Source organism: Promicromonospora umidemergens, assembly GCF_024171995.1.
In the GTDB taxonomy this organism is placed as follows: domain Bacteria; phylum Actinomycetota; class Actinomycetes; order Actinomycetales; family Cellulomonadaceae; genus Promicromonospora; species Promicromonospora umidemergens.
This window is the reverse complement of the sequence record NZ_JAMTCT010000001.1, coordinates 195,315-217,474: the sequence shown is the minus strand read 5'-3', so window position 1 is coordinate 217,474 and position 22,160 is coordinate 195,315. Positions and strand designations below refer to the sequence as shown.

At 72.6% G+C, this 22,160-nt stretch carries 17 protein-coding genes; 4 read left to right on the top strand and 13 right to left on the bottom strand.

The window, feature by feature from the left end:
* Positions 1-25: 25 nt before the first annotated feature.
* From APR04_RS01000 to APR04_RS00980, 5 genes are all read right to left on the bottom strand, one after another.
* Complete coding sequence (locus APR04_RS01000) at positions 26-931, bottom strand: neocarzinostatin apoprotein domain-containing protein (RefSeq protein ID WP_253867264.1); 906 nt, start codon at positions 929-931, stop codon at positions 26-28.
* The gene (locus APR04_RS00995; RefSeq protein ID WP_253867262.1) at positions 931-1,620 is read right to left on the bottom strand and encodes an N-acetylmuramoyl-L-alanine amidase; all 690 of its coding nucleotides are present in this window, start codon (positions 1,618-1,620) and stop codon (positions 931-933) included. The genes APR04_RS01000 and APR04_RS00995 overlap by 1 nt, the downstream gene beginning before the upstream one ends.
* A 10-nt stretch (positions 1,621-1,630) precedes the next feature.
* Positions 1,631-2,422 carry a hypothetical protein gene (locus tag APR04_RS00990; RefSeq protein ID WP_253867260.1) on the bottom strand — a complete coding sequence of 264 codons (792 nt, stop codon included), beginning with the start codon at positions 2,420-2,422 and terminating at the stop codon, positions 1,631-1,633.
* Between the two features lie 169 nt (positions 2,423-2,591).
* The gene (locus APR04_RS00985) at positions 2,592-4,976 is read right to left on the bottom strand and encodes a ComEC/Rec2 family competence protein (RefSeq protein WP_253867258.1); all 2,385 of its coding nucleotides are present in this window, start codon (positions 4,974-4,976) and stop codon (positions 2,592-2,594) included.
* Positions 4,973-5,947 (bottom strand): helix-hairpin-helix domain-containing protein, encoded by a 975-nt coding sequence (locus APR04_RS00980; protein ID WP_253867256.1) that lies wholly within the window; start codon positions 5,945-5,947, stop codon positions 4,973-4,975. The genes APR04_RS00985 and APR04_RS00980 overlap by 4 nt, the downstream gene beginning before the upstream one ends.
* A gap of 247 nt (positions 5,948-6,194) precedes the next feature.
* Between APR04_RS00980 and APR04_RS00975 the strand changes: the two genes are divergently transcribed.
* Positions 6,195-7,073 carry an alpha/beta fold hydrolase gene (locus tag APR04_RS00975; RefSeq protein ID WP_253867254.1) on the top strand — a complete coding sequence of 293 codons (879 nt, stop codon included), beginning with the start codon at positions 6,195-6,197 and terminating at the stop codon, positions 7,071-7,073.
* Positions 7,074-7,206: 133 nt separating this feature from the next.
* On the opposite strand, the gene APR04_RS00970 is transcribed toward APR04_RS00975, so the two are convergent.
* Entirely contained in the window at positions 7,207-8,088 is an 882-nt protein-coding gene (locus APR04_RS00970; RefSeq protein WP_253867253.1) for a DegV family protein, read from the bottom strand.
* Between the two features lie 119 nt (positions 8,089-8,207).
* Positions 8,208-11,147, bottom strand: coding sequence for a leucine--tRNA ligase (gene leuS, locus APR04_RS00965; RefSeq protein WP_253867983.1), 2,940 nt, complete (start codon positions 11,145-11,147; stop codon positions 8,208-8,210).
* 150 nt (positions 11,148-11,297) lie between these two features.
* Between leuS and APR04_RS00960 the strand changes: the two genes are divergently transcribed.
* Positions 11,298-12,596, top strand: a complete 1,299-nt coding sequence (locus APR04_RS00960; RefSeq protein ID WP_253867252.1) for an alkaline phosphatase family protein — start codon at positions 11,298-11,300, stop codon at positions 12,594-12,596.
* A gap of 64 nt (positions 12,597-12,660) precedes the next feature.
* On the opposite strand, the gene APR04_RS00955 is transcribed toward APR04_RS00960, so the two are convergent.
* The 4 genes from APR04_RS00955 to APR04_RS00940 form a co-directional block, all read right to left on the bottom strand.
* Positions 12,661-13,320: a vitamin K epoxide reductase family protein gene (locus APR04_RS00955; protein ID WP_253867251.1), complete on the bottom strand. Its 660-nt coding sequence runs from the start codon at positions 13,318-13,320 to the stop codon at positions 12,661-12,663.
* A 46-nt stretch (positions 13,321-13,366) separates the two neighbouring features.
* Positions 13,367-14,593 (bottom strand): MFS transporter, encoded by a 1,227-nt coding sequence (locus APR04_RS00950; RefSeq protein WP_253867250.1) that lies wholly within the window; start codon positions 14,591-14,593, stop codon positions 13,367-13,369.
* Between the two features lie 74 nt (positions 14,594-14,667).
* Positions 14,668-15,402, bottom strand: a complete 735-nt coding sequence (locus APR04_RS00945) for a metal-dependent transcriptional regulator (protein ID WP_253867248.1) — start codon at positions 15,400-15,402, stop codon at positions 14,668-14,670.
* 9 nt (positions 15,403-15,411) lie between these two features.
* Positions 15,412-17,082, bottom strand: coding sequence for a metallophosphoesterase family protein (locus tag APR04_RS00940; protein ID WP_253867246.1), 1,671 nt, complete (start codon positions 17,080-17,082; stop codon positions 15,412-15,414).
* 358 nt (positions 17,083-17,440) lie between these two features.
* Here APR04_RS00940 and APR04_RS00935 point away from each other — a divergent pair, with 358 nt between their 5' ends.
* Positions 17,441-18,172: an SRPBCC family protein gene (locus APR04_RS00935; RefSeq protein WP_253867245.1), complete on the top strand. Its 732-nt coding sequence runs from the start codon at positions 17,441-17,443 to the stop codon at positions 18,170-18,172.
* A gap of 5 nt (positions 18,173-18,177) precedes the next feature.
* Here APR04_RS00935 and ku read toward each other — a convergent pair whose 3' ends face one another.
* Together ku and APR04_RS00925 are read right to left on the bottom strand one after the other, a co-directional pair.
* Positions 18,178-19,062 carry a non-homologous end joining protein Ku gene (gene ku, locus APR04_RS00930; RefSeq protein WP_253867244.1) on the bottom strand — a complete coding sequence of 295 codons (885 nt, stop codon included), beginning with the start codon at positions 19,060-19,062 and terminating at the stop codon, positions 18,178-18,180.
* Positions 19,063-19,131: 69 nt separating this feature from the next.
* Positions 19,132-19,455: a glutaredoxin family protein gene (locus APR04_RS00925; RefSeq protein ID WP_308292308.1), complete on the bottom strand. Its 324-nt coding sequence runs from the start codon at positions 19,453-19,455 to the stop codon at positions 19,132-19,134.
* A gap of 101 nt (positions 19,456-19,556) precedes the next feature.
* Between APR04_RS00925 and APR04_RS00920 the strand changes: the two genes are divergently transcribed.
* Entirely contained in the window at positions 19,557-22,049 is a 2,493-nt protein-coding gene (locus tag APR04_RS00920; RefSeq protein WP_253867242.1) for an ATP-dependent DNA ligase, read from the top strand.
* The last annotated feature ends 111 nt before the right edge of the window (positions 22,050-22,160 follow it).

The window sequence follows — 22,160 nt, the reverse complement described above, 5'->3', positions numbered from 1 at the left end:
TCGCAGCACCTGCCCACGCGGCCACCTACTCCCAGAGGAGATCGGCCAGTGCCATCCGTCCGCCGTCGGTCCACGCGTTCGCGACCACGCACGTACCCGCCACGGCACAGTCGGCCACCCCTCCGCCGACCAGCTCGATCTCGCGCTGGACCGGCAACCGCGCGATCACGGAGCCGGAGCGATCGGCGACCACGCGCTTGCCGTCGTCGTACAGACAGTTGTCCCCGTCCACCGCTCCATCCGAGGTGGTGGCGCACTGCACGATCCGGACAGCCGAGCCCTTCGCGTAGCCGGTGCCCGTCACCGTGACGTGGCCCTTCTCCGGCCCGAGCTCCAGCTCGGACAGCACGAGGCTTGGTGCTTCCGGCGGCTCGGAGCCGTCGGGCAACGGGGCAGCGGCGGCCGCGAGCACGACATCGGCCAGGTCGGCGACGGCCAGCGCGCACGGATCCTCCGTGCAGTCCACCTCGGACACCGCGCCGACGTTGACGAACGCCCTGGCCGGCCGCGTCGCCGAGATCTCGCCACGCTCGTCGGCGACCACCTGCTCGCTCGTCGACATGTCGCACTCTTCGAGGGCGCTCGCACCCGCCATCGTGCCACCCGCGCACTGGACCAGGTACTGGTTGCTACCCGTGAAGCCCGTGCCGTGCACCACCCACATGCCGTCGGCGGCCCTGACGGTGATGGCCGGGTCGCCGCTCGCGTCCGGCGTGGGGCTCGCGTCCGGGGCGTCCGGCGTGGGGCTCGCGTCCGGGGCGCCCGGCGTCGGACTTGCGTCCGGGGTGTCCGGCGTCGGGCTCGCGTCCGGATCACGCTGGACCCCGGCCTCCGGCGGAGGCCCCGACGGGACCGTGCCCTCCGGGGCCGCTGTGCACGCGGCCAGCGTGAGCACGACGGCGGCGACCGGGACGAGCAGGCGCGCGCGCATCACGGGTAACCCAGGTAGGCGTCGACACTGTGACCGATCCGCCAGGACCAGGTGTCGCGGTCCCGCATCCACTGCACACCGCGGTCCCAGACGTGGAACTCCTGCTCCAGGTAGCAGGCCACGGCGTTGGTCTGGTTGAGCTCGCCCAGGTCGGTGCGATACAGGCGGGCGTCGTTGGTGCCGGGGCTGGCAGCGCCCACGCGCTTCACCATGTCCAGCGCGCACTCCCGGCCGGCAGTGGACACGTACATCACGTGGGTGCCGTAGCGGTCCTCCGAGTAGCCGGTCTCGCACGAATCGCTGATCGCGTTGGAGTGGATCGGCACGTGCAGGTCCGCCCCCACCCGGTTCGAGTTCGCGATGTTCGACCGGGTCAGGCCGTTGCCGCGCACCACCTTGTAGCCCCGTTCGACCAGGTTCAGACGGTGGGAACCCTGTTGGGTCGCGGCGGATATCGCCACCTGGCGCGAGTACCAGTTCTCGCTGAACCCGTCACAGCCGATGTTGGTGTGGCACACCGTGTCGCCGCGGTCATGGCACGCCTGGGACAGATAGATCACCTTGCCGTTCCAGCGGTCCGGCACGTAGGTCACGTCGGCGGCCGCGGTCGGGGCCACGGCGAGCAACCCGCCGGCAGCCAGTGCAAGGGGCCCGAAGAGGGCAAGAACCCTGCGGAGCGTTGCGTGCATCGTCGTCCCCTCAGCCCAGGTCTATCGGCAGGTCGGTCGAGGCGCACATGTCCCCGCCCGTCGCATACGCGAAGGCGAGACAGTCCCCCTCGAGCGTGAACTTCACCGAGTCGATGGCGCCGTTGCTGTGCGCGGTGAACAGAAGCGCCTTCCAGACGTCGCCCGGGTACACCCCCGCGTCGGCCAGCGCCTGCTCGAACCCGGCTGCGACGTCGATCGTCGCCTCGCCCTTGACGATCCGCACCTTGGTGCGCGGCAGGTCCGCGCCCGGCAGATGGGCCGCGAGCACCTGGTCGACCGCCTTGGCCAGCGTGGTGGTGGACGCGCCCCCCTCGACCGACCGCGCGGTCGACTGGACGCCCCCGGCCGGCTCGCAGCCCAGGTAGGGCGTCGTGGCGCCGTCGGCCGAGCGCGGCCCCTGAGGGAGCTCCGGACAGGATTCGGTGGTCGACGGCGGGTCGCCGGCTACCGCTTCGGCGTCGAGCCGCGCGCGCTCCTCACCAGTCTTGGCGTCCATGCCCTCTACGACGACGGTCCAGCCGTCCAGCACCTCTCCCGACTCGTCGAGCCAGGCCCCCGCGGCCGCCGGGTCCGTGGCGACGTCAACCCGGACCACCTGTTCGGCCTCGGAGACGTCGGTGACGACGGACTGCGCCAGCAGCTCCTGTCGAAGCTGGAGCTGGGCGGCCGTCTGGTCCCGCCCGACGGCGCTGAGCGCCGCAACCGGAACGAGCAGAGCAGCCGCTGCGGTTATCGCGATGGTCCGGCGATACCGCCGGGCCATGTGCTTGAGATCAACCACGAGCCCCCCTGGTACGTGATGATGAAACTCTCCGACATACTCAACGGTAGGGCCGCGGACAGGATCCGCAACGTTTCGCGATGTGTGGCGCTGCGCCAGGTGAGTTGCCTCCGGACCTGGTATAGGACGTCCCGCGCCGCGCTCGGGGGCCGCTCGGGGAACATCGTGGTCAGCAGCCCGCCAAGGACACCTCCTGTTCCCGCACCACGAGCGCCACCGTCCCGCACTCGTCGGTCCGGACCACCGCGGCGCCCACGCCCGCGTACAGCTCGAGGGCCTCGTCGGTCGGATGACCGTAGTCGTTGTCCCTGCCGGACGAGACGAGCGCGACCGCGGGCCGTACCCGCTCCGCCAGGGCGCGCGACTGCACCGCCGAGCCGTGATGGGCGACCTTGACGACGTCGGCGGGACCCACCAGCGGGACCAGGTCCGCCTGGCCCGCTTCCTCCAGGTCGCCGAGCGTCAGCACGTCCAGCCCGGCGGTCCGGGCGGCGAGCACGACGCTCGAGTCGTTCGCCCCCTCGCCCGCCCCGGCCAGCAGCACCTGCCACGTCAGCGCACCGGCCGTGCCCCGCTCGCCGGCCCGCGCGGCCCGCACCGGCACCCCTGCGGCCGCCAGCGCCGCGCCGGTCGCCGCGGCGTTCGCGGCGGGCTCCGGCACCGGGGACACGAGCGCGGCGGCCACCTCCCGCCCCGCCAGCACCGGCCCGAGGCCGCCCACGTGGTCCGCGTGGAAGTGGCTGAGCACCAGCAGATCGACCCGGGTGACGCCGAGCTGGTCCAGGCACCGGCCCGCCGCGGGCCCGTCCGGCCCCACGTCCACCACCACCGCCGACGTCGGTCCCGTGCGCAGAGCCAGCGCGTCACCCTGCCCGACGTCGCACGCCGCCACCTGCCAGTCCGCCGGCAACCCTGAACGGGCGGCGAGGCGCGGTACCGCCACCACGACGACCAGCACCGCCACCGAACCCACCGCTACGATGGCGACGAAGCGCGCCCGGCTGAGCCTCTGACGCCGCGCGCCGAGCGCGTCGCGCAGGCCCGAACGCGCCGCCGTCCGCCACGACTCGGGCCAGCCCGGTCGTGGAGCGCGCCGCAGCACGGCCCACAGCACCACCGCGGTGAGCACGGCCAGCAGGAGCGCGCCCGGCGGCCCGCCCAGCCAGGGGACCATCGCACCGGGGAGCCCGGCGCACCAGTGCGCGACCCCGGCGATCCACCACGTGGCGGCGCTCGCCGCCCAGGCCACGAGCCCGGCGAGGGCCGGTAGCCCGGGGGCGAGGACCGTCGCGACCAGCCCGAGTACCGTCGCAGGCACCAGCGCCGGCGCGGCCAGCAGGTTCGCGAGCACCGACACCGTGGAGACCGACGGGTCGAGCAGCACCAGCACCGGGCCGCACGCCGCCTGTGCGGCGAGCGGGACCGCCAGGGCGAACGCCGCGGCGTCCCCCGTCCAGGGCGCGAGCCGGGCCGCCAGCGGTGCCGCGAGCAGCACGAGGCCCGCTGTCGCCGCGGCGGAGAGCACGAACCCGAAGGAGCGGGCGAGCCACGGGTCGACCACCAGCAGCCCGACGACCGACGCGGCGAGCGCCGGGACCGACTGCGCCGGCCGTCCGATCGCGACCCCTGTCAGCGCGAATGCCGCCATGACCGCCGCGCGGAGCACCGCGGGCTCGGGTCGGACGAGCGCCACGAAGGTGAGGGAAGCGAGCGCGACGAGGGCCACCCTGGCCGGCCTCGGGAGCCGGGCCGACGAGCAGAGCAGGGTCAGGACGGCGACGACCACGGCGAAGTGGCCACCCGAGACTGCCGTGATGTGCGTCAGACCGGTCGCTCTCATCTCCTCGGCCAGGTCCTCCGGGAGGCGCGTGGTGTCGCCGATGGCAGCGCCCGGCACCAGCCCGCGAGCCTGCGCGGGCAGCGGGTCGGTCACGTCGAGGAGCGCGGTGCGGTGGGTGTCGAGCACGCGCAGGGCCGACGGCGGAGCACGGATCTCGCTCGCGCCGTCGGCCGCCAGCCGGGCAGTCTCCGCTGCGCCTGCGTCGGCGGGCCGTAACCCGCCCGACACGGTCACGGTCGCCCCGTACCGGGGCGCCGTGCTCGACAGGACCTGGACGTGCGCTCGTGCCGCTGAGACGACGCCCCGGGCGTCGAGCGCGCGGGCGGCAAGCACCCAGCGGTACTGCCCCGTTCCAGGAGCGGGAGGCCCCTGGGCGAACGAGAACGGCTCCGGCTGGGAGACGACGACGCCGGTGAGGGTCGCGGTCACCCGCTGCTCGGCGAGCTCGGCGAGCGGTGCCCTGCCGGCCAGCTGGACGTGCGCGGAAGCCGTGACCGCCAGCACGCAGGCAGCCGCGAGCGCAGCGTGGGCGACGGTCGGCCAGGCGGCACGGTGCAGCAGCGCTGCCGTCGCCGTCAGGCAGAGGCAGGCTGCTGCCACCACGCCCGCCGCGATCCACGTCGCCGGGCCGCTCCAGGCGACCCCCGAGCCGGTCAGCAGCCATGCCGCGACCCAGACGGCCAGGGCCGCCGGAACCAACCGCAGGTCGATCATGGCCCGACCCGTGCGCTGTCCCGGATCTCGTCGAGCGTGGCGGGGCCGATGCCCGGCACGTCCTCGAGCTCGTCGACGCTCGCGAACGGCCCGTTGGTCTCGCGCCACTCGACGATCGCGTGTGCGATCGACGGCCCGACGCCGGGAAGCTCCTCCAGCGCCGCGGCATCCGCCGCGTTGATGTCGACGGTGCCGCCGGCCGACGGCCCGGCGCCCGTGCCCGGCGCGGCTCCGGTGCCTGGTGTCGGGCCGGGCACCGGCTCCCCGGGCCTCGGCACGTACAGCTGCTCACCGTCGACGACCGTGCGGGCCAGGTTGACGGCCGTCAGATCGGCTTTGCCGGTGGTGCCGCCGGCTGCCTGCAGCGCATCGGCCACGCGGGCGCCGTCTGGCACGGTGACCAGGCCTGGTTCGGCCACCTCGCCGACGACGTGCACGAGCAGCCCGCTGGCCGCCCCGCTGGGTTCCGGGCCTGCGTCCGACCCTGCGTCGGTCTCGGGTGCGGCCGGTGCCGGTTCGCCGGAGGCGGGCGGGCTCTCCGCGCCACCGCCGCTCTGCTGGCCCACGGGCTCGTCGCCAGCGGGGTTCGCGCCCGCGACCACCCCGGCCAGCGGCTCGACGCCGTCGCCACGCAGTGACAGCACCGCCACGCCGACGGCGAGCAGGAGCACGGCCACGACAGCGACCACCGCCGTCGTCCCGGTCAGTGCCCATCTGCGGGCGCCGTGCTCGACCCGGGGGTCGGCCGGATGACCGTGCGCCGCCGCATACGCGGCTGCCACCCCGGAGGCGGACCGCCTGGCACGCAGCCGGGCCACCAGCTCGTCGGTGTCCGCACCTGGCTGGTCCCGAGCGGCGGGCACGGCGGACGGCGCGGGCGGCAGGTCGTCCCCGTCCCTGTCCCCTGGCCCGGGCACCGGGCTGAACGGCCACGGGTCGGGAAGTCGCTGCTGAACGGTCTCTGGCTGCATGGCACCGGACGCTAGGCGCGCGTCGCACCCTCCGGTGTGCCGAGGCAGCCCTGCTGTGCACAGACCTCGAAAGTCGCCTCCTGTGGTCGCGCTCGTCGCCGCACCGGGCCGTGCCGGGGGTCCGTGTGCTCGCACGAAAGATTCGCCGACGTGCACCGATGAGTTCCTCCCGGCACCGTCGTCAGACCTGGCAGCGAGCGCCCGAGCCAACCCGGCCGGGCCGAGGCGTACGAGCAGGAGCCACACGATGACCGACAAGAAGACCTTCACCCTCGAAGCGCCGAGCGGCGTCCTCACCTATGACGTGCGCGAGGCCGCAGCGCCGACCGACGAGGTTCCCCTGGTGCTGATCGGCCTCCCGATGGGAGCGGAGGGGTTCAGCACGCTCGCCGGCCACTTCACCGACCGGACCGTCGTGACGTACGACCCGCGTGGTGTCGAGCGCAGCACGCGAGACCTGGCTACCGAGGCGGAGCTGCCTGGCGTCGCCACCCACGCAGACGACGTGCACCGCATCATCGGCGCGGTCGGCGGCGGACCGGTCGACCTGTTCGCCTCCAGCGGCGGCGCCGTCGTGGCGCTGGAGCTCGCGGCGACCCACCCCGCGGACCTCCGGACCGTCGTGGCGCACGAGCCGCCCCTGGCCACCGTGCTCCCCGACCGTGACGCGATGGTCGCCGCCATGACCGGCATGCACGACACCTACCAGGCCAAGGGCTTCGGCGCCGCGATGGCGAAGTTCATCACGGTGCTCATGGCCGAGGGCGAGCTCACCGCGGACCACGCGAAGCAGCCCGACCCGGACCCGGCGGCATTCGGCCTGCCCACCGAGGACGACGGTTCCCGCGACGACCTGATGTTCGGCGTCAACATGCTGGTGCTGCCGCCCTACGAGCCACGGTACGAGACCATCGCGGCCGGCGCTCCGCGAGTGGTGATCGGCGTCGGCGAAGACACCGGCGAGCAGATGACGGGCCGAGCCGCTCGCGGGGCGGCTGCGCGGCTCGGTACCGAACCGGTCGTCTTCCCGGGTGGCCACGGCGGTTTCAGCGGCGGCGAGTACGGCCAGCCGGCCGACAAGCCCGTCGAGTTCGCGACAAGGCTGCGCGAGGTCCTCGCCGGCTGATCCGTGCCGGTGGGATGGTCGGTAGGACGTCAGATGATCGGTCGCCCGGGCGGCCGATCATCTGACGTCCTACCGACCACGGCGAGGGTCCGCGAGGGTCCGCGAGGGTCCGCGAGGGTCCGCGAGCAGCAGCTCAGTGGGAGTGGTCGCCCAGGTCCGCGACGACGACGGCGAGGGTGCCCGGACCGACGTGCACGCCCAGCACGGCACTCAGCGGTGTGACCTCGACCTCCGCTCGCGTACGGGTGTGCAGGCGGCCGGCCAGCGCGAGTGCCCGGTCGTACGCGCCGAAGTGGTGCACGGCGACCACCGGCCGCTTCGCCTCGGCGACGAAGCCTGCGGCCTGATCCAGCAGCCGTTCGGCACCGACAGCACGAGTGCGCACTCGCTGGGAGAGCTCCACCACGCCGTCGGACAGCCGCAGGATCGGCTTGACGCCCAGGACCGTGCCGAGCGCCGCGGCAGGCCCGGAGAGCCGTCCGCCGCGGCGCAGGTGCTCCAGGGTGTCGACGACGAACACGGCGTTCGCCGTGCCGGCGACCTCGATGGCCCGGGCGGCGACATGGGCGGCGTCGGCCCCGGCGGCGGCGCACTCTGCCGCCGCGCGCGCGGCGAACCCGAGGCCGGCGGCGCCGGTACGCGAGTCCACGGCGCGCACCTGCAGTGGCGACCGCGCTGCGGCCGTCCCCGCTGAGCCCACCGTGCCGGACAGCGCCCCGGACAGGTGCACCGAGACGATGGACCGGGCACCCTCCTCACCGAGGCCGCGGTAGACGGCGGCGAACGCCTCCGGAGGCGGCTGGGAGGTGGTCACCTGCGCACCCTCTGCGACCAGCTCGGCGAGCCGCTCGGGGGTGATGTCCTCGCCCTCGGCGTAGGCCTCGTCGCCGACCAGGACGCGCAGGGGCACCACGACCGGGCCGCCCGGCAGACCGGCGGGCAGGCAGGCGGTCGAGTCGGTGACGACCCGCACCTCCTGGGGAGCCGGGCTGGGAGATCGACGTCGGGTGCGCATGACCGCGCCACTCTATCCGCGCGAGGAACCGGACAGCGAAACCGTCGGCACCTCCCGCGCGAAACGCCGGAGCCCGACCACGGTCCAGAGGGTAAGGACCGTGGTCGGACGGACTGAACCTAGGCCGGGACTATGTTGACCAGCTTCGGGGCGCGGACGATGACCTTGCGGGTGCCCCGGCCGTCCAGGAACTTGACCACGTTCGGCTCGCTGAGGGCTGCCGCCTCCAGGTCCTCGGCGGAGATGTCCGGGGCGACCTCGAACCGGGCGCGCACCTTGCCCTGGACCTGGACCACGCAGGTGACGGTGTCCTGGACGAGGTACGCAGCGTCGGCTGCCGGGAACGGCGCGTGCGCCAGCGACTCCTCGTGACCGAGCCGGGACCACAGCTCCTCCGCGATGTGCGGCGCGATGGGCGCCGTCATCAGGACCAGCGGCTCGACGGCGGCACGCGGAACCGAGTCCAGCCCCGTGAGGTGGTTGTTCAGCGTGATGAGCTTGGCGATCGCCGTGTTGGGCCGCATGTTCTCCATCTCGACATGGACGTCGGCGATGGTGCGGTGCACGGCCCGCAGGGTGGCGGTGTCCGCCTCGTCGTCGGTCACCGTGAGCTCGCCGGTCTCCTCAGAGACGACGTTGCGCCACAGCCGCTGCAGGAACCGCTGCGAGCCGACGACGTCGCGGGTGTTCCACGGACGTGACTGGTCGAGCGGACCCATCGACATCTCGTAGACCCGGAACGTGTCGGCGCCGTACGCCTCGTACATCTCGTCCGGCGAGACCACGTTCTTCAGCGACTTGCCGATCTTGCCGTACTCGCGGTTCACGGGCTCGCCGCGCCAGGTGAAGCCGGCCTGCTCGTCACCATCGACCTCGGCCGCCGGGACGTACACGCCGCGCGCGTCCGTGAACGCGTACGCCTGGATGTACCCCTGGTTGAAGAGCTTGCCGAACGGCTCGAGGCTCGTCACGAAGCCCAGGTCGAACAGGACCTTGTGCCAGAACCGCGCGTACAGCAGGTGCAGCACCGCGTGCTCCACGCCACCGACGTACAGGTCGACGCCGCCCGCCGGACCGGACGTCGGGTTGTGCCGCGGGCCCAGCCAGTACTTCTCGAGCTCCGGGTCCACGGCGTGCGCCGTGTCGGTCGGGTCCAGGTAGCGCAGGTAGTACCAGCACGAGCCGGCCCAGTTCGGCATGGTGTTCGTGTCGCGGCGGTAGGTCTTCGCGCCGTCGCCGAGGTCGAGCTCGACGTTGACCCAGTCCTCGTTGCGGCCGAGCGGCGCCTCCGGCTCCGAGGCCGCGTCGTCGGGCTCGAACGTGCGCGGCGAGAAGTCGGGCACCTCGGGCAGCTCGACGGGCAGCATCGAGTCCGGCAGCGCCATCGGGCGGTTCTGCTCGTCCCACACCACGGGGAAGGGCTCGCCCCAGTAGCGCTGGCGGGAGAACAGCCAGTCGTTCAGGCGGTAGGTGGTCGTGCCCTCGCCGATGCCCTTCGCCTCGAGCCACTCGACGATCCGTGCCTTGGCCTCGGTCACGCCGAGCCCGTCCAGCGAGATCTCGTCGTTCGAGGACCTGACCGCGACGCCGTCGGCGGTGTAGGCGCCGACGTGCCCATCGGGGAGGCCGCCCTCTGGCTCCACCGTGTGGATCACCGGCAGGTCGTAGGCCTCCGCGAACGCGAAGTCACGCTCGTCGCCGCCCGGCACCGCCATGATCGCGCCGGTGCCGTAGCCCATGAGCACGTAGTCGGCGGTGAACACCGGGACCGACGTACCCGTCACCGGGTTCACGGCCAGGTGCCCCGTGAACACACCCGTCTTCTTGCCGGCGTCTGCCTGCCGCTCCACTGCGGTCTTCGCGGCGGACTCACGCCGGTAGGCGGCGACCGCCTCGCCCGGCGTCTCGTAACCACCGGTCCACGCCGAGCGTGTGCCCTCCGGCCACGCGCTCGGGACCTCGTCGAGCAGCGGGTGCTCAGGGGCCACGACCATGAAGGTCGCGCCGAACAGCGTGTCCGGACGTGTCGTGAACACCTCGAGGCTGCCGCCCGCACCGGCCGGGTCGTACTCGGCGGTGCCCACCACGTCGAACCGCACGGCGGCGCCCGTGGACCGGCCGATCCAGTTGCGCTGCATCGACTTGACCTTGTCCGGCCAGTCGATGAGCTCCAGGTCGTCGGTCAGGCGGTCCGCGTACGCGGTGATGCGCATCTTCCACTGGCGCAGGTTCTTGGTGAACACCGGGAAGTTGCCGCGCTCGGACCGGCCGTCGCTGGTGACCTCCTCGTTCGCCAGCACGGTACCGAGGCCGGGTGCCCAGTTCACCGGCGAGGAGTCCACGTAGGCCAGCCGCTGCGCGTCCACGACGTCGCGCTGCTGCCCCTCGCTCAGCGCAGCCCAGACGGCGCCGTCCGTGTTGTCCCCCTCGTGGCCGGGTACGGGACGTGCGCCCGACGCCAGCTCGTCGGGCAGCTCGCCGATCCGCCGGGCTCGCCCGCGTCCGCCGTCTGGCCGCTGTGCCTCCTCGTCGTACCAGGAGTCGAAGATCTGCAGGAAGATCCACTGGGTCCAGCGGACGTACTCGGGATCGATCGTGGCGAACGAACGGCGCGGGTCGTGTGCGAGGCCCGCCCGCCGGAGCTGCCGCTTGTACGTGACGATGTTGCGCTCGGTGACCAGGCGGGGGTGCTCGCCCGTCTGCACCGCGTACTGCTCGGCGGGCAGGCCGAACGCGTCGAAACCCATGGTGTGCAGCACGTTGTCGCCGCACATGCGCCGGAACCGGCCGACCACGTCCGTGGCGATGAAGCCCAGCGGGTGCCCAACGTGCAGCCCCGCACCCGAGGGGTACGGGAACATGTCCATGATGAAGTACGGGTTGCCCTCCGCCGGGCGCCCGCCCGGCCCGGTAAGTCGCCCCTGCGGGTTCGCCGCATGGAAGGTTCCGCGCTCCTCCCAGACGTCCTGCCAGCGCAGCTCGATCTGCTGCGCGAGGGCTGGGGTGTAGCGGAAACGGGGCTCGTCCGAAGACGCGGTGCGCTCGGGTGCGTCGGGCATTGTCACGCCGCAGAGTCTACCGACCGAGCGGATACCCGGCTCTCGGTCGTCCACAGGGCAAAAGACCGGGCGAAGGTTCATCCGACATTCGCCCGCGCCTCCCCCGAAGTTGTCCGCCGGAGTGCTCGAATTGCCCGCATGATGCCCTCGTTGCGAAAGCTCCTCGCCGCCAGCATCGCCGCCACCGTCGTGTGGACGGCCCCGACCGCAGCAGCCGTGCCGTCGCCGACGGACGAGACCGGCCCTGCCGGCAGAAGTCCCGCCGACCACGTGGTCTTCCTCGCGCTCGACGGGTTCGACATCGAGTACCTCGACCTGGTCCGTGACGGCTCCGGGGAGATGCCGAACCTGCGGCGCCTCCTGCACCGTGGCAGCGTCACGACCTCGACCGGCGTGATGACCTCCATCACCAACCCGTCCTGGTCGTCGGTGGCGACCGGTGCCTGGCCAGAGACCCACCGCAACACCGCCTACTGGTTCAACACAGAGACGAACACGGCGCGCGGGCAGCAGCGCGACCTCGCGGTACCCACCATCGCGCAGTCGGTCCGCGAGCAGGGCGGCACCGTGTTCTCCTCCCAGTGGTTCATCCTGCAGAACTACGGCGTCACCTACGGCGACCCCGACGGCCTCTACACCCAGCCCGGTGGTGACTGCGCGCGCCGTACCGACGACGCCGTCGCCGTGCTGCGCGGCGAGCCCGTCAGCTCGGGCGGGCAGCTGGTGACCGCGAACGGCATCCCGGAGCTCATGACCGTCTACTGCGACACCCTCGACGCGATAGGGCACGAGGGCGGCGACGAGGACCCGCGGATCCCCGGCGTCCTGACGGAGATCGACCGCCAGATCGGGCGGATCGTCGCGGCCACGAAGGACGCGGGCATCTACGGCCGCACCGCGTTCGTCATCACGGGCGACCACGGCATGACGACCTTCGACAAGGGCTTCGGGGCCGAAGGGCTCGCCGCGGTCGAGGCCGCAGGCTTCACCCCGCAGATCCTCACGAGCGGCCAGTCACCGGCCCCCGGCACCGACGTCGCGATAGTCGTCGGCGGGGTCGCGGACGTACGGATCATCGGCGAGCGGGCGGGCGACCCGGCGGCGGTCCGCCGGCTGGAGGGGGCGCTGACGGCGCTGCCGCAGGTGCGGAACGTCTTCGACAAGGCCGACCAGCGGCGCATGCGCATGAGCCCGAACTACGGCGACCTGCTCGTCGAGCCGAAGCCCGGCTGGTCGTTCGGCACGACGCCGGCGGGACCGTCCGGGCGGCACGGCTCGACCACCGAGCTGCACGTGCCGCTGTTCCTGGCCGGAGCGGGGGTCCGACCAGGTGCGCACCCCCGCGCGCCGCGGCACATCGACATCGCGCCGACGATCTCGGCGCTGCTGGGCTACGCGCCGCCGTCGGGCAGCGAGGGCCGGGCGCTGCGCGAGTCGCTGCGCCGCTGAGCCGTGCCGCAGCCCGGCCCCGGCCCGCTTACCGCGGCCTGGGCCGGGCCGGGCGCTGAACGTGTCAGAACGACGCGATCAGGTGCTCGCCCACCGCCAGCATCAGCCACGCCACAGCGGCGACGTAGCCGATGATCAGGATGATCGTGCGGTTGCCCACCAGCGCGTCCCGCAGTCCAGCGCCCATGGGCAGGTCGCCGGACTGGGCGCCTCGCACGATCTGGTACCAGAGCAGCGGCCACATGATGGTCCACACGACCATGCAGTAGGGGCACAGCGCGACGATCACCTCGAAGCTGGTCCACATCAGGAAGAAGATGAGCGCCTGGCCGAGCACCGTCGCGGCCAGCAGCGACGTCCAGTACCAGCGGGGCAGACGCGTACCGAGCAGCAGCATCACCCCCGTCGTGACGACGACGGGGAACGCCGCCACGCCGATGTACGGGTTGGGGAAGCCGAGCAGCGCGCCCTGCCACGAGTCCATGGCGGCGCTGCAGGTGACGAACAGGTTGACGGTGCAGGACGCCGTCCGGTCCGGATCGACGAACGCCAGGTACTTCTCCCACGCGAGGGCGAACGAGGCCACGAAGCCGATCCCGCCCAGCACCACGAGAAGCAGCCCCATCGTCCGGCCGGCGAGCGGTCTGGCCCCCGTCGCGGCGACGTCGTTCTCATCGTTCATCGAGCTCTCCGACGACGTCGTGGTCGCCCCTGTCTCAGTCACCCGCCCCACGCTACCGGCGCGGGCTGGGACATTGCTGGATCTCGGGTCACAAAGTTGTCTCCGCGGCCTGATGCACCACCCGCTGCCGCCCGAACGCCAGGATCATGCCGAGCCCCAGCAGGGTGACTCCCACCCCGGCCCAGGCGGGTGCGAGGTAGCCCCAGCCTGCATCGATGACCACGCCGCCGAGGAACGCCCCCGCGCCGTTGGCCACGTTGAGGCCTGCGTGGCACAGCGCCGCACCCAGCGACGACGCACCGGGCGCCAGGTCCATCAGCCTGGTCTGGAACGCGAGGCCCAACATCTGCGAGGTGACGCCCAGCAGGAACAGGGAGACCAGGGCGGGCACCACCGAGGCGCCGGTCAGCGCGAACAGCGCCAGCGACGCCGCGGTCGCCACGAAGCCGATCAGCACCGCGCGCAGCACGCCGCGGTCGGCGAGCCGGCCGCCGATCTGCGTCCCCACCGTCATCCCGACGCCGAACAGGGCGAGCACCCACGGCACCGCACCGCCGGGCAGACCGGTCACGCCGGTCATGGTGGGGGCCACGTAGGTGTAGACGGCGAACATGCCACCGAACCCGACGGCGCCCGCGGCGAACGCGAACCACAGAGGACCGTTCCGCAGGGTCGCCAGCTCGGTGCGCACCGAGCGCCCGGGACCGCCTGCGGCATCCGGCACGAGCCGCCACAGCCCCAGCAGCGTGACGATACCGAGCGCTCCGATCAGCACGTAGGACGTGCGCCACCCGAAGACCTGCCCCACCCAGGTGGACAGGGGCACGCCGATGACGTTCGCGACGGTCAGGCCGGTCATCATCATCGCGACGGCCCGGCCCCGCTGGGCCGGCCCCGCGACCGCGGCACCCACCGCCGCGCCCACGCCGAAGAACGCCCCGTGCGGCAGACCGGCGAAGAACCGCCCCGCCACGAGCCAGCCGAGGTCCGGCGCCGCCGCCGACAGCACGTTCGCGAGCGTGTAGGCGCCCATCAGCACGAGCAGCAGCCGCTTGCGCGACATCCGCGCGGCGGCCACCGTCAGCAGCGGCGCCCCGACGACGACGCCGAGCGCGTACGCGGTGATGGTGTGCCCCACCTGCGGGTCGGTCGCGCCGAAGTCCGCACCGACGTCGGGCAGCAGGCCCATCGCGGCGAACTCGGTGGTGCCGATGGTGAAGCCGCCGACCGCCAGCGCGACGAGCGCGGGCGCCGCGCGGCGCATCGAACCGGTCGCCGTCGCCTCGTCCGGGGCGCGCTCAGGGGTGGTCGCCATGGGGCTCTCCAGGGTGTCGTATCGATTCGAACAGACCGTCGGCGACACCGGCGACGAGCACAACGGGGAGCAGACTACTCCTGAGCGACCCACACGCGGGACGCCGCCAGCAGGCCGAGGTCCGCCACCCGCTCGGCCGTGCCGAGCGGCTCACCGGCGCCGCCCTGCCCCGGCTGCGGCGCCGGGCACGTCCAGGCCACGGCGACCGTGCCAGCGAACTCGCGCCGCGTCGTGACCTCGACCCGCATGTCGAGGTCCAGGCCGAGCTCCGCGAGGTAGCGCAGCGCTTCGGGATCAGCGTCGGAGATGCGCACGACGGTACCGACGTCGCCGGCGTGCATCGACGACAGGGGTACGGCAGAGGGCCGGACGACCGTTCCGTCGGCGGCCGGGATCGGGTCACCGTGCGGATCGCGCGAAGGGTTACCCAGGCGCTCGGCCATGCGCTCGACGAAGACGTCCGAGACCGCGTGCTCCAGCACCTCTGCCTCGTCGTGCACCTCGTCCCAGCCGTACCCGAGCTGGTCCACCAGAAACGTCTCAAGGAGCCGGTGCCTGCGCACCATCGCCAGGGCGAGACGGCGGCCGTCGTCGGTCAGCCGGATCGCACCGTACCGCTCGTGCTCCAGCAGGCCCTGCCCGGACAGGCGACGCACCGTCTCCGACACCGTGGACGCGCCCACCCCGAGCCGGTCGGCAAGCTGCTTGGTGGTCACCTTCTCGTCCGACCACTCCTGCGCCGACCACACCGCCTTCAGGTAGTCCTGGGCGACGGGCGTCAGCTCGGCCGGGTCGGTTGCGATCTCCACGCCCCGAGCCTAGTTGCCCGACGGCGCCGACGACGGCGTCCACCCGGTGCCGGACATCACACCCTCCGCGGTGTCGCCAGGCACCTCGTCGGGCAACGGGACCGGCGGCGGGATCGGCGTGCGCTCGCTCACCGACGCCTCCCCCTCCGGCGTGACCTCGACGAGCTGCCAGTCCACGAACCGGCGCCGCTCCGGGTCGAACCGCAGCACCGTCATCTCCGAGGAGTCCCGCAGCGGACCCACCGACGTGTTGCCCTTCGTCGCGCCACCGGTGCTCGCGTTCACGTACCGCACGCCGTATCCCACGACCTCCGGCCCCATCCGCGTGTGCATGTGCCCAGATATCTGGAACGGCACACATCCCGACTCCAGCGCCGCGTCGCCCACGGCGGGCTGGTGGATCAGCAGCAGGTCCACCCGGTCCTCCGCGGTGTACCCGCCGAGTCCGGGCTCCCCCGCGGCCTCGCACGCGACGTCCCGCAGGCGCTCGCCGGCCTCCTCGGGGGTCTCCTCGCGAGCGATCACCGTGCCGCTGCCGATCCGCGTCTCCAGCGGGTCCCGGTCGCCGAGGATCCGTACGCCCTCGACCTCGACGATGTCGCCGTCGAGCACGATCTGGCCGTTCGCCAGCTCCGTCGCTGTCGTCAGGCGGGAGTCGTGGTTGCCGTCGGAGACGACGAACGGGACGCCGTCGGGCACCGCCGACGCGAACGAGTCGACGCACACCGACTCAACGCTCGTGCCGTTGATGGTGGTGTCCCCGGCGTTGAGCATGACGTCGGGGGCCAGCCGGCTGGCGAGGTCCCGGATCAGCGGCGTCATGCCCGTGTTGCAGTGCAGGTCGGAGACCAGGAGGAGCGTCACGTAGTCGGTGCTCTCCGGGCTGTCCGACGCCGTGGGACCCTGCTCGGCCTCCGCGGCCTCCTGCTCGGCGACCCGGGCGTCCCAGGCTTCGTTCAGCCGTTCCCGCGCTCCGGCGTAGAACACCTCGTTGGCCTGGTAGGTCTCCACCAGCTGCCCGCTGTAGGTGTCGATGACGCCGGCCAGGCGGCCGGTGATGCGCGCGCCCTCCAGTGCGGTCCCCTCGAACACCGGCGAGGCGGGCAGCGAGGCCCGCTCCTCGGGACCCGCGCTCGAGGTGGCCGTGCTCGCCACGAGCACGACGACGAGCACGGCGCCGGTGATCTCCCAGGTGCGGGGCGCCAGCACCCGGGCGAGATCCCGCCGTCGGGCAGCACCCAGCAGGATCCGCAGGCCGAAGCCGGCCGCGACCAGCACGAGGGCGGCCGCTCCTGTCCCGCGGGCCGCGTCCCAGACCAGCGCCCACGCCACGGTGCGCACCGTCTGCTGCGGGGTGTCGAAGAACTGGAGATACCCGTCGAGGTCGCCGGAGAGCGCGTCGAAGCTGGCCGTGTCCACGGCCGAGAGGTCGGCGGGGATCTCGTGCACGGTGATGCGCACGCCGAGATTGAGCGGCAGCGGGGAGTCCGTCACGACGGTGCCGAGCGGGCCGAGGTCGGCGAGCAGCCTGTCGTTCGCGGTGACCCCGTACGTGGCCTCGTGCGGGCCGAGGCTGAGGTCTGCCCTGGCGGTCGTGATCCCGAACGTGAGGCACACGACGGCTGCTGCCACGCCGGCAAGGGTCCAGCGCAGCCAGCGGGGCGGGTTGGGACGGCTCATCGGTCCTACCTTTTCATGCGGCGCGGCCGATGCGTGCCGCGCGTTCATGCGGCGCGGCCGATGCGTGCCGCGCGCCGCCGAGGCCTGCTTGGTGCTCGGCGCAGGTGCCGGCGCCGAGACGGAGGTTGCGCGTTGACCGGGCCGACGGTCGGCGGCGCCGAACCGCAAGGTACACGTCGATCGGTCCGGAGGCCGGCGCCGAACCGCAGGTTGGGCGCCGATCAGCCCACCGGCAGGAGCCGAACCGCAAGATGCGCGTCGATCGGTCTGGGCGGCGGCGCCCAACCGCAAGTTGACGGTGGCCTCGGACGCCGAACCGATGCGAACACGTCACCGGACACCCGTATAGACGCGTGACTTGCGGCTCGACGCCACCCGCACCACCAACTTGCGGCTCGACGCCACCCGCACCACCAACTTGCGGCTCGACGCCACCCGGACGACCAACTTGCGGCTCGGCGCCGCCCGCACGACGAACTTGCAGCTCAGACGGCACGATGGACCGATGTTCGTGCTCGAATCGGTCTGGCGCCCGGCCGCGCCAGTGACGCGCGTCTGGCCGGTCCTCGCGGACCCCGGGTTCACCTGGCCCGACTGGTGGCCCGGGCTGACCGCGCTCGCCACCCACCCCGTCGTCGGGCCGGACGGGCTGGCCGCGCCCGGAGCCTGGGCCCGGCTGCAGGTCCGCAGCCCGCTCGGCTACGCGCTGCGGTTCCGGCTGGACCTGGTCGAGACGCGGGAGCCACGCCATCGTCCGCGGGCCATGCCATCTTCCACGCATGAGCCGGCGGAAGCGCAGACGATGGCGTGGCCCGCGGAGGATGGCGTGGCGCGGCTGCGGGTGTCCGGGGATCTGGTCGGGTCTGCGCTGGTGACGGTGTCGGCGGGGGCAGGCGGGCAGGGAGCAGGCGGCCCAGGTCCGGCCGATGGTGGCGAGGCCTCGGCCGAGGTGAGCCTGCGCTGGGAGGTCGCCCCCGTCCCCACCTGGTTCCGGGCCGCCGCCCGGATCGGCCCCGGACCGCTCGCCTGGGCGCACGCCCACGTGATGCGGGCAGGAGAGCGCGGCCTGACGGCGCGGCTGCGCCGCTGAGCCCGTCAGCCCGCCTTGCGGGACTTCGACTTCGGCTTCGACCTGGCCGACGTCGACGAGGTCCCGGACCCGGACCGTGACCCGGACTTCGACCCAGACTTCGACTTCGACTCCGCGACGCTGCGCTTGAGCGCCTCCATCAGGTCGACCACCTCGGCGCCCTCGCCCTCCTCCTCGGCCGTCTCACCGAAGGTCGCGGCCGTGTCGACCGTCTCGCCGGCCTCGAGCTTCGCCTCGACGAGCTTGCGCAGCTGTACCTGGTACTCGTCCTCGTAGTCCTCGGGCGTGAAGTCGGCCTCGAAGCTGCTGACCAGCTGGGCCGACATCGTGAGCTCCTTCTCGGAGATCTTCGCGGGCTCGTCGAGGGAGGGGAACGCGGCCTCGCGGACCTCGTCGGCCCACAGCAGGGTCTGCAGCACGAGCACCTCGTCGCGCACGCGCAGCGCGGCCAGCCGGGTGCGCTGGCGGAGCGCGAACTTCACGACGGCCGTGCGCTCGGTCTCCTCCAGCGTGCGGCGCAGCAGCACGTACGCCTTCGTGGACTTGGAGTCCGGCTCGAGGTAGTACGTCCGGTCGAACATGATCGGGTCGATCTGGTCGCTGGGCACGAACTCCACCACCGAGATCTCGCGGTCCCGTTCGGCAGGGAGATCCGCGAGGTCCTTCTTGGTGAGCACGACCGTGCGCTCACCGTCGTCGTAGGCGCGGTCGATGTGCTCGTACGGCACCACTTCGCCGTCGATCTCGCACACGCGCTTGTACCGGATACGTCCACCGTCGGCATCGTGTACCTGGTGCAGCGACACGTCGTGGTCCTCGGTCGCGCTGTACAGCTTGACCGGAACGTTGACGAGGCCGAAGGTCACGGCGCCCTTCCAGATCGCCCTCATCCTTCTATGGTGCGCCTGGGGAGCACTACATGCCCAGGTTTCGGTCTGGGCCGACGAACAGGGGTGGCGTCAGAGGCCGGCGCGGTCCAGCTTCGCGCAGAGCTCTGCGTTGGTCGGCTCGACGAGCTGCTCGCCGTCGGGGAAGACCAGCACCGGGATGGTCTTTCGCCCGGTCAGCGCCTCGGCCTCGTCGGCACGGGTCGGGTGGGCTGCGAGGTCCACGTAGACATAGCTGACGCGGCGGACGTCGAGAACGGCCTTGCTGCGGCGGCAGTCACGGCACCACTCGGCGCCGTAGACGGTGAGCTGCTCAGGTCGGGCGGCCGACGAGGCATCGCCTGCAGTCGCCAGAGGCGCTGCGAGCGCGTCGATCGCGCGGTAGTCCGAAATCACTCGCCGGAGCCTAGCGGAGTTCCCGCCGCCGTCACGACCCTCCAGCACGTGATCTCGGTGACGTCTGGGCACGAGAACCCGACCGGCGGCACGATGGTGTGATGGCGTCCACGCAGCAGACGGTCATGGTCGACGGACATCGCCTCCGCCTGAGCAACCTCGACAAGGTGCTGTTCCCCGCGTCCGGGACCACCAAGGGCGAGGTCCTGCACTACCTGACACAGGTCGCGCCCGTGCTGCTGCCGCACGCCGCCAACCGCCCCGCCACGCGCAAGCGGTGGCCCGACGGCACGGGCGGGCAGATGTTCTTCCAGAAGAACCTCGACGCCTCCACCCCCGACTGGGTCAAGCGCCGGTCGATCCAGCACAGGACGTCGGCCAACGACTACGTGCTCGTCAACGACCTCGCGACCCTCACATGGCTGGGCCAGACCGCGACCCTCGAGCTGCACACCCCGCAGTGGCAGTTCGGCCGCACGGGCGCCCGCCTCGACCCCGACCGCCTGGTGCTCGACCTCGACCCCGGCCCGGGCGCCGGCCTGCCCGAGTGCGCACAGGTCGCCCGCTGGGCGCGCGAGATCCTGCAGGGCATGGGCCTGGAGCCGTATCCAGTGACGTCGGGCTCCAAGGGCATCCACCTGTACGCGGCGCTCGGCAAGGCGCAGGACACCCGGCTCGACTCCGACGCCGTCTCCGCCGTCGCGCACGAGCTCGCGCGCTACCTCGAGTCCGAGCACCCCGACCTCGTCGTCAGCGACATGAGCAAGAGCCTGCGGCAGGGCAAGGTGCTGGTCGACTGGTCCCAGAACAACGGCAGCAAGACCACCATCGCGCCCTACTCCCTGCGCGGCCGCGACCAGCCATGGGTGGCAGCACCTCGCACCTGGGAAGAGCTCGACGACCCGGACCTCGCGCAGCTCACGCCCGACGAGGTCGTCGCACGCGTCGAGGCCGACGGCGACCTCCTCGCCCCGCTCCTGGAGGGTCACCTCTCCGCGCTCGAGCCGACGCCGGAGCGCCTGGCCACCTTCCAGAAGCTGGAGAACTACCGGGCCAAGCGCGACCCCACCAAGACCCCGGAACCGTTCGGCCCCGACTCCGACGACGCACGGGCCGCCGGAGAGCCCACGTTCGTCATCCAGGAGCACCACGCCCGCCGCCTCCACTGGGACTTCCGCCTGGAGCACGACGGCGTGCTCGTCAGCTGGGCGCTCCCCCGCGGTGAACCGACGGACCCCGCGAAGAACCACCTGGCCGTCCAGACCGAGGACCACCCGCTGGAGTACGGGTCCTTCGAGGGCACCATCCCGAGCGGCGAGTACGGCGGCGGCGAGGTCACGATCTGGGACTCCGGCACGTACGAGCTGGAGAAATGGCGCGACGACGAGGTGATCGTCACGCTCCGCTCCGCGGAACGCGGTGCGCGGCGCCTCGCCCTGATCCGCACGGGCGGCCGCGACGGCGACGCCGAGAACAACTGGCTGATCCACCTCACCAAGGCCCAGCCCGGCGCCCCGGCCCCGCCGGGTGCCGCACGTTCCCCCAGCAAGAAGGCCCTGTCGGGGCAGAAGGCCAGCACCCAGCGAGACAAGGCGCGCCGGCCGATGCTCGCCACCAACGCGGCGCCCGGCGAGCTCGTCGAGCCGGAGGGCTGGACGTTCGAGATGAAGTGGGACGGGTTCCGCGCCCTCGCCCACGTCGAGGACCTTGAGACCGTGCGCCTGGTCAGCCGCTCCGGCCAGGACCTCACCGTCACCTTCCCCGAGCTGTCCGCGCTCGCCGGCCAGGTCGACCCGGCCCGGCTGCCCGTCGTGCTCGACGGCGAGATCGTCGCCCTCGACCGCGACGGCCGCCCCGACTTCCGCCGCCTCCAGCAGCGCGCCAACCTCCGCAAGGAGCGCGACGTCGCACGCGCGCGGGCCCGCGTCCAGGTGGACCTCATGCTCTTCGACGTCCTGGAGGCCGACGGCCACAGCGTCACCGACCAGCCCTACACCGAGCGGCGTGAGCTGCTGGAGTCCCTCCTCACGCCCAGCGCCCCCATCCACCTCCCGCCCGCGTTCGACGGCGACCTCGACTCAGCCATGCGCACCTCACGCACCCTGCGGCTCGAGGGCGTGGTCGCCAAGCGCCGCACCTCCACCTACGCGGAACGGCGCTCGCGGGAGTGGCTCAAGCTCAAGCACAGCGCGATGCAGGAGGTCGTGATCGTGGGCTGGCGCCCGGGCCGGGCGAACACCTCGGTGATGGGTTCCCTCCTCATGGCGGTGCCCGACGACGGCGACGTGCGCGACGGCCTGCGCTACGTCGGACGGGTCGGCACGGGCTTCACCGAGCGTGAGCGCCGGGAGATCACCACCCGGCTGCAGGGCATGGAGCGCAAGACCCCCGGTGCGTCGGGTGTCCCGGCGGAGGACGCGTCCGACGCCCGCTGGGTGACGCCGAAGCTGGTGGGCGAGGTGACGTACGCCGACTGGGCGGAGGGCAGCGGTAGCGCGTCCGGCGAGCGGCGGATGCGCCACTCGGTGTGGCGCGGGTGGCGCCCGGACAAGTCGCCGGAGGACGTCCTGGTGGAGGGTCCGGGTCAGGGTTGACGCCCCGATGCCCCCGACGCTGACGGGCTTCCAGGCGTCGGCGCTTGGCACACTTTTACCGCTTTCCTCCCCTTTCGCGGACCATCGACGTACCGTGTTCTGCGACGGACG